The organism is Algoriphagus persicinus, assembly GCF_035156415.1.
Taxonomy (GTDB): domain Bacteria; phylum Bacteroidota; class Bacteroidia; order Cytophagales; family Cyclobacteriaceae; genus Algoriphagus; species Algoriphagus persicinus.
This window is the reverse complement of sequence record NZ_JAYEEY010000019.1, coordinates 1-15,054: the sequence shown is the minus strand read 5'-3', so window position 1 is coordinate 15,054 and position 15,054 is coordinate 1. Positions and strand designations below refer to the sequence as shown.

At 41.5% G+C, this 15,054-nt stretch carries 10 protein-coding genes; 8 read left to right on the top strand and 2 right to left on the bottom strand.

All coding sequences use genetic code 11. The features are described 5' to 3' along the window. The first annotated feature begins 5 nt into the window (after positions 1 to 5). Positions 6 to 1,109: a prolipoprotein diacylglyceryl transferase gene (locus U3A58_RS14970; RefSeq protein ID WP_323824665.1), complete on the top strand. Its 1,104-nt coding sequence runs from the start codon at positions 6 to 8 to the stop codon at positions 1,107 to 1,109. Here U3A58_RS14970 and yidD read toward each other — a convergent pair. Then, positions 1,106 to 1,330, bottom strand: coding sequence for a membrane protein insertion efficiency factor YidD (gene yidD / locus U3A58_RS14965; protein ID WP_323824663.1), 225 nt, complete (start codon positions 1,328 to 1,330; stop codon positions 1,106 to 1,108). The two genes, U3A58_RS14970 and yidD, sit on opposite strands and share 4 nt — an antisense overlap. Before the next feature lie 63 nt (positions 1,331 to 1,393). On the opposite strand from yidD, the gene U3A58_RS14960 reads away from it, so the two are divergent. The 7 genes from U3A58_RS14960 (at position 1,394) to U3A58_RS14930 (ending at position 12,676) form a co-directional block, all read left to right on the top strand. Then, positions 1,394 to 2,848 (top strand): BamA/TamA family outer membrane protein, encoded by a 1,455-nt coding sequence (locus tag U3A58_RS14960; RefSeq protein WP_323824661.1) that lies wholly within the window; start codon positions 1,394 to 1,396, stop codon positions 2,846 to 2,848. Positions 2,849 to 2,929: 81 nt separating this feature from the next. Further along, a complete protein-coding gene (locus U3A58_RS14955; RefSeq protein ID WP_323824659.1) occupies positions 2,930 to 3,754 on the top strand; it encodes a PorV/PorQ family protein in 825 nt (274 codons plus the stop codon). Then, complete coding sequence (locus U3A58_RS14950; protein WP_323824657.1) at positions 3,751 to 5,853, top strand: helix-hairpin-helix domain-containing protein; 2,103 nt, start codon at positions 3,751 to 3,753, stop codon at positions 5,851 to 5,853. Before U3A58_RS14955 ends, U3A58_RS14950 begins: the two co-directional genes overlap by 4 nt. 65 nt (positions 5,854 to 5,918) lie before the next feature. Next, on the top strand, positions 5,919 to 8,348 hold the full coding sequence (locus U3A58_RS14945; protein ID WP_323824655.1) for a zinc-dependent metalloprotease: 2,430 nt from the start codon (positions 5,919 to 5,921) through the stop codon (positions 8,346 to 8,348). 193 nt (positions 8,349 to 8,541) lie between these two features. After that, positions 8,542 to 10,578 (top strand): M3 family metallopeptidase, encoded by a 2,037-nt coding sequence (locus tag U3A58_RS14940; RefSeq protein WP_323824653.1) that lies wholly within the window; start codon positions 8,542 to 8,544, stop codon positions 10,576 to 10,578. Positions 10,579 to 10,638: 60 nt separating this feature from the next. After that, positions 10,639 to 11,757: an AI-2E family transporter gene (locus tag U3A58_RS14935; RefSeq protein WP_323824651.1), complete on the top strand. Its 1,119-nt coding sequence runs from the start codon at positions 10,639 to 10,641 to the stop codon at positions 11,755 to 11,757. Continuing rightward, positions 11,738 to 12,676 (top strand): tetratricopeptide repeat protein, encoded by a 939-nt coding sequence (locus U3A58_RS14930; protein ID WP_323824649.1) that lies wholly within the window; start codon positions 11,738 to 11,740, stop codon positions 12,674 to 12,676. The genes U3A58_RS14935 and U3A58_RS14930 overlap by 20 nt, the downstream gene beginning before the upstream one ends. On the opposite strand, the gene U3A58_RS14925 is transcribed toward U3A58_RS14930, so the two are convergent. Next, positions 12,664 to 14,904, bottom strand: a complete 2,241-nt coding sequence (locus U3A58_RS14925; RefSeq protein WP_323824647.1) for an ATP-binding protein — start codon at positions 14,902 to 14,904, stop codon at positions 12,664 to 12,666. The genes U3A58_RS14930 and U3A58_RS14925 overlap by 13 nt on opposite strands. Positions 14,905 to 15,054: the final 150 nt, after the last annotated feature.

Sequence of the window (15,054 nt, the reverse complement as noted above, 5' to 3'; positions counted from 1 at the left end):
CAACTATGCTTGAATTAATCATGAACTATATAATCTGGGATCCTAATCCATCTGTAATTCCAGGTTGGGAAAGACCACCATGGTACAGTTTACTCTTTGCTGCTGGTTTTGTGATTTCCCAGCAGTTCATGGTTCACTTCTTTAAGAAGGAAGGACAAAACCCGGAATTGGTTGACAAATTAACCATTTACATGGTGATAGCGACGATAGTAGGCGCCAGACTTGGTCATGTGCTATTTTATGAGCCTGCCAAATACTTGAGCAATCCAATCGAGATCTTAAAGGTCTGGGAAGGTGGACTTGCAAGTCATGGTGCGGCTATAGCCATTCTATTTGCTTTATGGCTTTATTCCAAAAGAACCCCAGGCCAAAGCTACCTCTGGGTGGTGGATAGAATTGTGATCGTGACCGCATTGACTGGTGCATTGATCCGTTTTGGTAATTTAATGAACTCGGAAATCGGCGGGAAAGATACTGGTTCCGATTATGGTATAGTTTACGCTTGGGACACCGAGGAATTACTTTCTACTCTTAAGGTACCGATACAGTCAATCGATCCTTACAAACCGGATGATCGCCAAACTGAATTAGTAGGAAATGGTATCGTCCCACTTAATATTGACATAGAAATCAATAAAGGAACCTATTCTTTGGAAGACCTAGAAAGCACTCTGAGACGCGATATCAAGTATGCCTTAACTCAATTCAACTCCAGCCAAGATTACCTTGCCGAGCCAAAAGAAAATCCACTGGATATGTCAATTTCTGATAAAGGAGACCACTATTTAGTGACAGTCCGAACCTTTGGAAGAACCAAACATCCAACCCAGATCTACGAGTCAGTGTCTTACTTTGTGATTTTCCTAGGGCTTTTCGCCTTGTGGAATAAATACAAGGAAAGATTGCCTGAAGGAATCCTTCTTGGGATATTCTTGATTTCCGTATTTGGTATGCGCTTTGTATGGGAGTTCTTCAAAGAAAGCCAGGTGGCCTTCGAAGATTCCATGGCTTTCAATATGGGGCAATTACTCAGCATACCGCTGGTGATTGCAGGAGTCATATTAGTCGTCCGAGCACTTAAAAATGGCCTAAATCCTCTCAAAAACTAAGAAACTGGATCATGCCCGTGGCCGCCCCAAGGGTGGCAACGGGCAATTCGTTTTAGCCCCATCCAACCTCCTTGAAAAATTCCATGTTTCAAAATCGCTTCCTTCATATATTGGCTACAGGTAGGCGTAAACCTGCAACTCGAAGGAAACAAGGGAGAAATGGTGTATTGATACACCAAAACTGGAAATATAGCTATCTTTCGAAGTATGGATTTTGCCATGAATAAGTCCTATAATTGCAGAGATTACGTAAGTAACCAAAATTAAACTTTCAGAATTCCCTCTTGATCCCCAAGAAACCAAATATCCTTTACTTCTCTCTACTATCCCTGGCTCTCTTTGTAGTGTCGGGCAACACTATTTCCTATGCGCAAGGCGATACTTCCTTGGCACCGGCAAGTACACCTGACAGTGTGAAAATTAATAACATTTTTATCGTAGGAAATGAGAAAACGAAAAAGTCGGTAATCCTGAGGGAATTAGATTTCATCACTGATTTCTATTATGACTGGAATACTTTTATGGAAATTCTTATCGCAGATCAGAAGAAAATATATAATCTCAGTCTTTTCACATCAGTGGAAATCACGCCGCTAGTGACTGGTACTAATCAGGCAGAAATACTGATCTCAGTAAAAGAACGCTGGTACATTCTACCGCAAATTATCTTTCAGCTCGCTGATAGGAATTTCTCTGAGTGGTGGACAAATCAAAACAGAGATTTCTCTAGAGTAAACTATGGACTAAGACTCAGTCATAGCAACGTGGGAGGCAGAAATGAAAAACTCAAATTTGCAGGGCAGCTTGGCTTTACCAAAGCATTAGATTTACAATACAGCAAGCCATACATCGATAAAAACCAGAAGCATGGGCTAGCTGCGCAGCTGACTTTCAAAGAAAATAAAACCATCCCTATCAAATCTGAATACAATAAACAGGTCTTCTACACCAATGAAAAAGAAGACATCCTTAAAAAAAGCTTTGCTGCCGCCCTAAGATACACTTACAGAAGGAGTTATTACAACTACCACTTCCTTACCTTAGGCTATAGCGGAACTTGGGTCAGCGATGATGTGCTGTCAGAAAACCCGAACTATTTTCAGCCAAACTCCAATAAGCTTCGCTATGCATTTGCGACTTACACCTTCCGACATGACAGAAGGGACAATGTATCCTATGCCACCGACGGGGAATTACTCCAGCTCTCTATTACCAAGTATGGCATCATATTTACTGATGAGCTTGATGAGGTGGAAGTGAATCTGACCGCCAACAGATACTTCAAGCTCTCTGATAAATTCCATTTCAACACGGGATTGACAGCCGATTGGTTTTTAAGTGCAAACCAACCCTACACCTTAGTGAGAGGTATAGGCTACAGCCCCAATTTCATCCGTGGATATGAACTGAACGTAATCGAAGGGCAACAATTGTATGTTCACAAAAACAGCTTCAGATGGAAATTTGCGGATTGGAAAATTGATATTTCCAATTTAATTAAGTTGGAGCAATTCAATACCATCCCTATCCGTCTTTATCTAAGTGCGAATTTCGACCACGGCTATGTAAAAGACAGAAATAATATCCCTGAAAATTCCCGTCTTGCCAATAAATACCTCATGGGTTATGGCACGGGAATAGACCTGATTGGTTTTTACGACGCAGTATTCCGTTTCGAATACTCCATGAATAATAGTAAAGAAGGTAACTTCTTCTTCAACTTTTCCGCGCCTTTCTAATCTTTTTTACTAAAAAATGGCTGCTCATTTAGACTGAATATCAAGTTTTTAACTAAATTAGTTAGGACTTTTTATCGATCCATGATGAAGCTTTTCACTTTTTTATGCTTCCTGCTTTGCCTGCCTTTTTCTTTGCAGGCACAAACAGACCCACTCACCCAAGTACACGGTGCTCGTAGTCAGGGAATGGGGAATCTGCGTGTACATGGCTTGGACACGTGGAGCTATTTCAATAATCCCGGTGGCTTAGCAAAATTGGAGTCTTCAGCTATTTCGGTAGGATATGATAGTCGATTTGGGCTAACAGAGCTACGCTCGGTAGATCTCGTCGCAGCCTGGCGAGTAAAATCCGGAACCCTCGGCTTTGGTATCTCCCGCTATGGAGGGAAGTTATTCAATCAACAATCGCTCGGTTTGGCTTTCGCAAATCAATTGGGGATTGTCAGTGTAGGGGGGAAATTAGAATGGTTTCAGACTCAGATTGAGGGATTCGGAAGCGGAAACAGTATTATTTTTAGTTTGGGTGGAATAGCAGATCTGAGCCCTACTTTTTCCATTGGAGCTAGCATTTCCAACTTGAATAGATCCAAAATCTCTAGAGATTCTGAGACAAGACTTCCTACTGGCGTGAGCCTGGGAATTTTATACACTCCAATTTCACAACTGCAAATCCATCTCGAAGTGGAGAAAGATATTCAAATCAAGCCTGTCGTAAAAGCAGGAGTAGAATATGGAATCAACGATTGGGTATTTCTCCGGACTGGCATCAATAGCAATCCAAGCAGACTGTTCTTTGGACTGGGATTGGAATCCAATCGATTCACTTTGGACTATGCCTATGGACAAAACCAAGCACTGGGCAGCACGCATCATTTGAGTTTGGGGCTTTCATTTATGGGGAAATGAAGCCTGTACTAATCATACTATGCCTTTATTTTTACATGAATTCATGCGCTTTTGGGCAGCAGCCTCCAAAGCAAGCAATAGATCTAGAATCATTCATGGAGCGACTATTTCCTGTTCAAGATGAGGAGATGGATTATGAATCTATCTATGAAGTGCTTCTCCAGCTTTTTATGAATCCAATAGATGTGAACCGCGCAAATGCTGAAGTTCTCGCCGCCAGTTATCTCCTCGACCCCAGTCAAATTTCCAATTTAATCTCTTATCGTAATAAATTTGGACCTCTGGTTTCCTTGTATGAGCTCCAAGCTGTACCAGGGTTTGATTTGACAACTATAGATCAAATTCTTCCCTTTTTAACGCTAGGCACTGGTAATTCAAGTCAAACACAATCTTTCTGGCAGCGCGTTTCAACCGAAGAACAAGCTTATTTTTTACTTCGTAATCGTCGCACTTGGGAAACACGCAAGGGATTCACTCCTGCCGACACGAGCTCCACTGGAAAGATTTCCAGCCGCTATTTAGGCGATCCTAATGAATTCTATCTCAGATTTCGCATACAGCACACTCGGGATTTTAGTTTAGGGTTCACATTGGACAAAGACCCAGGTGAGCAATTCACTTGGGATGGCAAGACGGCTAGGTATGGCTTCAATTTTTTCTCTTTTCATTTCACCAAATACTATGTAGGAAAATGGAAAACGATCGCATTGGGTGATTATCAGGCTCAGTTTGGCCAAGGGTTAGTTTTCGGCGCAGGATATTCATTGGGCAAAGGAGCTGAAACTGTTCCTACTGTTCGGAGAAGCAGTGTTGGGATTTTGCCCTATACTGCTGCATTGGAATTTGGGTTCTTCCGTGGAGCTGGACTTACCTATCAAAGCGGTAATTGGCAAAGTAGCCTACTCGCCTCCTATGCCCCACGCGATGGACGTACAGCTAGCTCCTTAGACACTCTGACTACCGAAGATTTGACCATCAGTTCATTCAACCAAAGTGGACTTCACCGTACCTCAAGTGAACTCAGTACAAAAAATCAATTTCGAGAATTAAGCTTGGGCGGAAATGTTCAGTTTTCCTCATCTTCAAGAAAGCTTCAAGCTGGCACCAACTACCTATTTACCAGATTTGATCATCCCTGGGTCAAAGAGCCTACACTCTACAATCAATTTGATTTCGCGGGGAAAAGCAATAGCGTAGGAAGTTTCTACCTGAATTACAATTGGAAAAATTTCTTCCTTTTTGGGGAATCAGCGATTTCTCAATCAGGCGGTAAAGGCAATATTCTCGGTTTTGTATCCAGCCTAAGCAAGCAAGTAGATTTTTCCTTCCTGTGGAGAAAATACGATACCAATTTCCATAGTTTTTATGCCAATTCATTTTCAGAAAGCACACGACCTGTCAATGAGCAAGGTATCTATCTTGGCATTCAAGTGCAGCCCATTTCCAAATGGAAGATAAATGCCTATTATGATTTCTTCCGATTTCCTTGGCTTAGATACAGGCTGTATGCTCCATCAAAAGGCTACGAATGGCTAGCTAGAATCAGTTATCAACCAACCCGAAACCTTACTACATTCATCCAAATCCGGGAAGAACAAAAAGACAGAAATCTACCTGATTCGGGAGAACCGACGCTCCCCTATCAAATCAGGCCGTTAAATAAAATAAATGGACTACTCAGCCTAGAATATCAAGTCAGCAAAGCATTCTTTTTCCGCTCCAGAATTCTCTTTAGTCGGGTCAAATATAATAACCAAAAGTCCACAGGATTTATGATTCTCCAAGACGCGCAATACAGTTTCAACAAATTTAGATTGACTGGGAGGCTTGCTCTTTTTGATACCGATGATTACGATACCAGGCTTTATGCTTTTGAAAACAATGTACTGTGGACCTTCTCAATCCCTGCATTTGCGGGCCAAGGAATGCGCTATTATCTCCTCGCTCAATATCAATTCAACTCGCAAATCACCTGCTATTTCCGTTTCTCAAGGACTACCTATACAGACAGAGAAAGCATCAGTTCAGGACTACAGGAGATCGATGGCTCTAGGCAAACTGAAACCACTTTACTGATTCGATACATGCTCCATCGGTAATTTCCATCAATGGTATAAGCCAGAGCCTGCTTTTTCGATAATTTGTAATCAAACTACCCGCCGCTATGAAAAAAAAACTACCACTAATACTACTCTTTCTCCTCTCCCTGAATAGTGGGTATGCACAAAACCTAGATTTGAGCAAAATGAGTAAAAATGACGGGTTTATTCCCTTTTATCTCGATGAGGAAAAAGGGAAGATCTACCTCGAAATTGATAAACTGGAATGGGAATTTCTTTATGTCAATTCCCTCACAGCTGGAGTTGGATCCAATGATATAGGACTAGATCGGGGACAACTTGGCGATACCAGAATTGTAGAATTCAGAAAATCCGGAAATAAGTTATTTTTGGTTCATAAGAATTACGACTTCAGAGCTTATTCAGATAACCCTGCCGAAGTTCAAGCCATCAAAGATGCTTTTGCTGAATCAATCCTTTGGGGATTTGAAATCGCCCAACAAGACGGTGAAAAGTTAATCGTCGATGCGACCAATTTTTACCTTCAGGATGTACATGGAGTAGCAGAAACATTAACCAAAAGCCGTCAGGGATCATTCCGAACAGATGCAAGCCGCTCTGCATTGTATTACCCAATGATCAAAAACTTCCCTCAAAATACTGAAGTGGAAGCCATTGTTACGTTGACTGGTCAGGCGATCGGTGGAAATCTACGATCTGTCACCCCATCTCCAGATGCAGTGACTGTGCGCCAGCGACATTCCTTCATAGTGCTGCCAGATGATAAGTATGAGCCCCGTGAATTTGATCCTCGCGCTGGATTTGGAAGCATTTCCTATATGGATTTCACTACACCTATCGCTGAGCCGATTATGAAAAGATTCATCGCCCGTCACCGACTGGAGAAGAAAAACCCAAGCGCTGCGATGTCGGAAGCGGTCGAGCCAATCGTGTATTACCTGGATCGAGGTACGCCAGAGCCTGTAGCTTCAGCCTTGATAGAAGGAGGGAACTGGTGGAACCAAGCTTTCGAGGCGGCAGGATTTATCGATGCCTTTCGGGTGGAACTTGCACCAGAAGGCATGGATCTAATGGATGTGAGATACAATGTGATTCAGTGGGTTCACCGCTCTACACGCGGCTGGTCCTATGGAGCCAGTGTGCGTGACCCACGAACGGGTGAGATCTTGAAAGGGCATGTTTCTCTAGGTTCTCTTCGCGTGAGACAGGATTACTTGATTGCGCAGGGTTTGTTGCAGCCATTCGAGGAAGGAGCTCCTGCCAATCCTGAAATGTTAGAAATGGCAGTTGCGCGACTAAAGCAACTATCTGCTCACGAGATCGGTCATACCATTGGTCTTGCGCATAGCTACGCTACCTCAGCCTACAATCGCTCATCCGTAATGGATTATCCTTATCCGCTCATCAAGGAGACCGCTAATGGTGATCTTGATCTAAGCGATGCTTATGATGATAAAATCGGTGATTGGGATAAGTGGGCTATCAAATACGGCTATGCTGTATCACCAAATGGCCAGGATGAAACTACTTTCCTCAAGAATACCTTAGAAGAAACCTACGAAGCGGGCCATCAATTCATCACAGATTCGGACTCTAGAAACCCAAGTGGAGCTCATCCTACATCTCACCTTTGGGATAATGGTGCATCTGCCTCAGCAGAATTGATGCGAATGCTAGCGTTGCGAAGAAATCGAATGAAAACTTTTGGCTTAAATGCCATTCCAGCCGGCCAACCTCAAGCCCTGCTCGAAGAAGTATTTGCACCACTTTATCTCATGCACAGATATCAGATAGAAGCCACAAGCAAATTGTTAGGTGGCGTAGATTACAGGTATAAAATAAAAGGAGACAATCAGCCAAATCATGGTTGGGTGCATGCTGATCAGCAGGAAGCCGCATTACAGGCACTTTTGCATAGCATATCTCCTGAGCAACTTCTAGTACCAGACCATATTCTCAAGTTAATTCCCCCTAGACCATTTGGTTATGGTAGAAACAGAGAAACTTTCGTTTCGAGGGTAAGTCCAATATTTGACCCAATTGCCCCTGCTGAAACTATCGTTGATATTACCTTTGAATTCATGCTGGATGGGTCTAGAGTAAGTAGAATCTACTTACAACATCTTCAGCAGAACAATCTCTTTGGGGTTAATCAAATGTTAGAGACTATGGAGAAACAAATATTTTCCAATTACAACAAAGAAGATCTCAGCTTGGAAATTATGCTGATGACCCAATCCAAATATGTGGATCACTTAATTGAATTGGCCAAGAATGCAGATGTCTCGAATACAATCAGGGCAATTGCCAGAGGAAGATTACGAAGATTTTCGGGCACCGAAGGACAAGGGGTGATAGGCGGGAATGCAATAGCCCAACACAGCAGTTATCTAGGGGAAAAAATCTACACATTTTTAAACCTGCCGGAAGAGCTTGTAGCACAGGAAACTTTGAAAGCACCGGACGGCTCGCCTATCGGTATGGATGCCATGAGCTGTGACTTTGACTTCTAATCATTTATAAACGAGATAGCTATCGATTAGACTTTTCTGTTGACCAAGTTGTACACTGAATTTCATCAAAATCAAAGCAAGCTTTACGTCACAAATCGGTAAATTAGCCACCGGAATATCCACAGCAGGCCATTTGATGGAACCATCTTGGAAAGCCCCTGTTTAGTTAGACAAACGATACGATTCTAGATTTATGAATAACCCATTATTGGCGGATTTCGCTACACCATTTGATACCGCTCCTTTTGATCAAATCAGCCCAACTCATTTTCTTCCTGCCGTAAAAAAGGCAATTGATGAAGCCAAAGAGGATATTTCCAGGATAAAGGCCGAAGCGCATCCTACATTTGAAAACACGATAGCGTCCCTAGATAATGTAGGCAAACGGCTCGGTATTGTGGCTGGGATATTTTTCAACCTAAATGCAGCCGAGACCAATGAAGAAATCCAATCTCTGGCTCGTGAGATCTCTCCGCTATTAACCGCTCACGGCAATGATATTCTTCTTGACCATGCCCTTTTCCAGCGGGTATCGGATATTTTTGAGCAAAAGGATCAAGTAAAACTCAGTCCCGAGCAAGCCACTTTGCTGGAGAAAACCTATAAATCCTTCGTAAGAAACGGAGCCAAGCTCACAGGAGACAAAGCAGTTCAGCTTAGAAAAATAGATCAGGAATTAGCGCAAGTATCCTTGAAGTTTGGCGAGAACGTACTAGCTGAGACGAATAAGTTTGTGCATTTCGTAGATCAGGAATCTGACCTTGAAGGGCTTCCAGAGGGGGTCAAAGAAGCTGCGGCACAAATCGCAGAAGAAAAAGGACAACCTGAAAAATGGGCCTTTACATTAGACTACCCGAGCTACATTCCTGCGATGACATATGTGAAAAACAGAGCATTGCGCGAGACACTTTTCATGGCAAGCGGATCAAGATGTGCCAAAGGAGATGAACTTGATAACCAGGAAATCATCAAAGAAATCTTGAAACTACGTCATGATCGTGCAGTTCTTTTAGGCTATAAAAGCCATGCGGATTTTGTATTGGAAGAGCGAATGGCCAAAAGCCCGGGGCAGGTCATCTCCTTTTTGGATTCCTTACTCGAAAAAGCAAAGCCTAAGGGAATTGCCGAAGTAAAAGAGCTGGAGGCTTTCGCAAAGGAATTGGATGGCATTGAAGGTTTGAAAAAGTGGGATTTTGCTTATTATTCTGAACAGCTGAAAAAGGAAAAATACGCACTGAATGATGAGTTGTTAAGGCCGTATTTCCAATTGGAAAAAGTAATCGATGGGGTATTTCAAACTGCTGAAAAGCTCTTTGGAATTACGTTTACTCCTGTGGCGGACATTCCCCTTTACCATAAAGATGTAATCACCTACGAAGTCAAAGACAAGGATGGAAAGTACCTTTCTGTGTTTTACGCTGACTTTTTCCCTCGTGCGGGCAAAAGAAATGGTGCTTGGATGACTAGCTATAAGGGTCAAAGTATCAAAAATGGTGATGATATCAGACCGCATGTCTCCATTGTATGCAATTTCACCAAACCCACCAAGTCAAAACCAAGTCTGCTGACCTTCAATGAAGTCACCACTCTTTTCCATGAGTTTGGACATGCACTCCATGGCATGATGGCAAAAGGGACCTATGAGTCACTCTCGGGAACAAATGTTTTTTGGGACTTTGTAGAGTTACCGTCGCAGATTTTCGAAAACTGGTGCTATGAAAAAGAATGTTTGGATTTATTTGCGAAGCATTATGAAACAGGCGAAAAGATTCCTGAGGATCTAATCGAAAAAATCAAAAAAGCTTCAAATTTCCTGCAAGGCTATCAGACGGTAAGGCAAATCAGCTTAAGTCTGTTGGATATGGCATATCATAGTAAGGAACCTACTGAGATATCGAGCATTTTCGACTTTGAAGAAGCAGTGATGAAGCCTACTGATTTACTACCCAAGGTACCTGGAACATTGATGAGTACATCCTTTTCCCACATATTCCAAGGGGGCTATTCCTCAGGATATTATAGCTACAAATGGGCAGAAGTATTGGATGCAGATGCCTTCGAATTATTCCAAGAAAAAGGCATTTTTGATCAAGCTACAGCAGACTCTTTTGTCCAAAACATACTCTCGGCAGGCGGACGCGAGCATCCTTCTTTACTATACAAGCGATTCAGAGGTAGAGACCCTCAGCAAGGTGCCCTATTGAAGCGAGCTGGATTGATTTCGGGATAATTCGCTTTCTTTACGCCCATGTATTAATCAGAGATTTCCTGACGTCTTAATCTAATCTTAATGGAAAATTCCGAATTCAAACTTCCTTCCTATTTAAGAGCACTCAGTGTAATGATATTTATCATTGTGCTGGTCTTCCTTTTGATTGTAGGAAAAAGTATTCTTGTGCCTCTGTTTATGGGTGGTTTTTTTGCGATTTTGTTTACACCGCTTTCTATGTGGCTAGAGTCAAAAAAAGTCCCAAGAATCCTCTCCAGCGTCATTTCTTTACTTGTAATGACTGCTTTGGTGGGCGGCCTTGTCACATTTGTGATCAGCAATGTGGCAGATTTCAGTAAGGATTTCGATGATGTTTCGGAGAGGCTCACCGAATATGCAGAAGAGCTAGATCAATGGGCTCTGGACACTTTTTCATATAACACTGCTTTAAGTGAGAAAGCCAATACTGATTACTTGAAAAACTTGCTGTCTGAAAATAGCTCAAGTATTGGGGACTTTGCTATGAAAACAGTAGGATCACTCACCGGCCTCGTTTTGATTCCTGTCTTTATGTTTTTCTTTCTTATTTATAGAAATCACCTAACCCAGGTGATTATCCATATTTATAAAGACAAGGATCCCGAACTGGTGAAAATACGCATTACAAGGCTCCGAAAAGTGATTCTAAACTACATAGTGGGTGTAGTAAAAGTAATGGGAATTCTAGCAATCCTAAATATTACAGCTTTTTCCTTACTGGGAATTAAGCATGCGGTCTTCTTTGGTACACTAGGGGCAATTCTGAACATTATACCGTATGTGGGCCCATTTTTCGGCGCAATGCTACCAATGATCTATTCATTTCTCACCAAAGACAGTTTATTTTATCCGGCAGGGGTTCTTGTGAGCTACCAAATTATCCAGATGATAGAAGGCAATTATCTTACTCCAAAAATTGTAGGGGGAAATGTCAACCTTAATGCCTTTATTACTTTTCTGGGTCTTATCATCGGAGGTTCGATCTGGGGAGTGGCGGGTATGATTTTGGTCATCCCCACCATGGCGATCCTGCGAGAAATCTTTGATCTGAGCGATTCAACACAACCCTTTGCACTACTACTAGGTGAGGAAAAAGATGAAGGCAAAGAACATACAAAACCAGAAGAAGCTGAAGAAGAAAATGAAGAAAAGAACGATTAAAACCCTTTGGGTACTCTTGCTTGCTGCATTAGCATTTTCATGTGATTCTGAAGAAAACAAGAAAGGCAGGTTTCTATTGAAAGGGAATGAAAAGCTGGAGGAGAATGATCCCAAAAGCGCCATGATCTTTTACAGCGAAGCCTTGGAAATGGATTCAACCTACGCTGATGCATATTACAACAAGGCACTCGCCCACCTACAGCTAAACCAACTCAGCGAAAGCATCCTAGACCTCAGTCTGGCTATTAAATACAAGCCCGATTATTATGAGGCCATATTTCAAAGAGGGTTAAATTACTTAGACAATGGGGAGTTTTACAATGCAAGGGAGGATGCGCTAAAACTGGTACAACTAGCCGATCAAAACTGGAAAAGTCACTTTCTGAGGGGATTGGTAGAGGAAAAACTTACAAATTTCCCGGAAGCTATAGCGGCTTTTGAGAAGGCTTCCAATCTCAATCCTGAAAATTCTGATCTGTTGGTAAACCAAGCTACTATACGCTATTATCAGAAGGATCTGGAAGGTGCAAAAAAGATCTTGAGGGAAGCAATGGATATTAATCCCCTGGAGCCAAACCTTCATAACCTGAGATCCATGATCTTTTTTGATGAGCAAGATTACTCAGATGCTTTAAATGCCGTGGAGACAGCAATTTCCCTAGACAAAAGTCAAGCCTATTTCTATAACAATAAAGGGCTATATCTGCTTTTTTTGGATCAAAAAGAACAAGGACTTGACCTGATCAATCAAAGTATAAAAATGGATTCAAAGAACCCTTTTGCATTAAGAAATAAGGGGATTTACTACGTAATGAAAGGGGATAAGACTTCGGCTTTACAATACTTAGTAGAATTGAATCAGAATTACCCAGAGATGGATTTAGTAAAAGAGTATTTGGAAAAGGCTCAGGCGCTCTGATTTCTTTCATAAATTACCTCTTGGATAATCTTCTGTAATTCCGATGCATCAATCGGCTTTGCCACAAAACCGTCAAAGTTACATTCTTCTATTCGCTCTTTGATTTCGAGCTTGGCAGCTGCTGTAAGGGCAATTACCGGAGCTTCAGAGATTTTTTTGATTGCCATAGTTGCATCAAAACCATCCATTTCAGGCATTTGAATATCCATCAAAATACAATCGAAATTGGTTTGCTTGACTGCATTAACGGCCTCCAACCCATTGAAAACACGTTCGTAAGTGAAACCCCATTTGCTTATGATTTTACCCAAAACTAGGGCATTCACATCATTATCTTCAGCCATGAGCAAATGAAGTGATGCACTCTGTTTTGTATATCCGATGGTATGGATAGGTATTCCCAATTGCTTTTCAGCTATTTCAAATTCTAGCTCGAAATAGAACTTGCTGCCTTCATTCAAGGTGGATTCAAGTGCTATTTCCCCTCCCATCAGGTTCAAAAGCTTCCTTGTGATAGAGAGGCCTAGACCCGTTCCGCCATATTTTGTACTGAAAGTAGGTCTTACCTGATCGAAATCATTGAAAATCTTTTCTTGGTCTTCTGGTGCTATACCGATCCCATTGTCGCTTACTTCGAAATACACTTTGGCTCTGCCATTGCTACTTTCGAGCAAATTCACACTAAGCTTGACCTCTCCATCAGTGGTAAATTTAAGTGCATTGGTGATCAGATTATTCAGGATTTGAGACAGACGAGTTTTATCGCCTGAAACTGAAATATCCAGTCCCTGAGAAAGCGTAACATCCAACTTGTTTTTACTGTCTCTGGCGTGGAAAGACAATCCTTTAATTATTTGATTAACCAAAGAACTGAGATGAAAAGGTGTATTTTCTATCGTCAATTTACCTGCCTCAATTTTCTGGAAATCCAACAGATCATTAATCATAATGATCAGATTATCCACTGCAAAATTGATGGTATCCAGCTCCGGTTTTTGGTGGGTTTCCGGATGGTCATGGATTAGTGAATAGGTTGATCCTGAAATTGCATTTAATGGAGTACGAAGCTCATGACTGATCATAGAAAGAAAATCTGACTTGATTTGATTAGCTTTTTCTGCTGCTCTCCTCGACTCATCTAGGGTAGCTTCGAATTCTTTCTGCTTACTAATATCCGTCAGGTATCCATACCATACCATGTCTCCATTTGCAAGAGCTTGCGGTCTTGCTGCTCCTAGAATCCAGCGATATTCGTCAGATTGAGGATCCGACTTTACTCGAAATTGGCATTGCCAAGGTTCTATTTTTCTCGCTGAAGCAATTGAACTCATGATTACCTGAGGCAAATCCACTGGATGCACGCGACAAATTGCCGTCGATATATCGCTAAAATTTTCAAGTTCCTCAGGCTTCAAACCTAATACTAGCGCAATCCCTTTAGAGAGAAACGAGAAGCTCATTTTCCCATCACTATCCAAAACGAGTTGATATAGTCCACCTGGAACCTGTTCAGTAAGGTTCATTAAGAAATTGCTACTATCCTCCAAATTTTTCTCCAGTGTGACTTTCTCGGAGATATTTTTGAATGATAGCATCACATACTGAATCTCATCTATTACAAGTTGCTTTACAGCTATTTCTAGAGCAAGTTGATTTCCAGTTGAGCTGGTTATAGTGGAGGAAAACCTATGCGTAATTGGCTCGGAAATAGCCGTGCTAATCCAATTTCTCCATTGCTGAGGATCATTGAATAATCCCTCCAATTCTTCAAGGTGCTTTAATTTCTCATCCGTAGCATATCCAAAAAGGTTGAGCGCTTCTGTATTGGAAAGAAAAATCTCTCCATCTGGCTTCAATACTAGTTGGGCATCAGGAGATTCTACCAGAAACTGCTGAAATTCCTTCTTGGTGGGAAGGCCTTGGTTTCTAACTTTTTTGCCTTTATGCAATAAAAAATAGTTTGTTGAGCTGTCTTCAGGAAGTTCAATATGGAAATCAAATTCATTGCCTCCATAACTTAACTTCATTTCGTCTTTGAAAATAAAATTACTGATATCGAGCCCTAGTCCAACTAGGCTTCTATCTGCTAGACTTGCTCCGATCTGCTCCTCGAAGGATTGATTCGAATAAAAAATAGGATAGGGAAAGGTATCATCAGCAAGAAACACCATCTCTGACGACTCGTAGATAAGCTTCTTAAATGTACTGTTGATTCCTCTTTCCTGCATTGGGGTGGTGCTTGCTTTGCTCGGTATTTGATCTTGATAAAATCATAAAATCAACAATCGATCATTAATTACATAAACATACAGCAATTTGTATTTCATAGCAAGTCATTTGATTTATAAATACATTTTTTAAAGATATTTTTAATACTG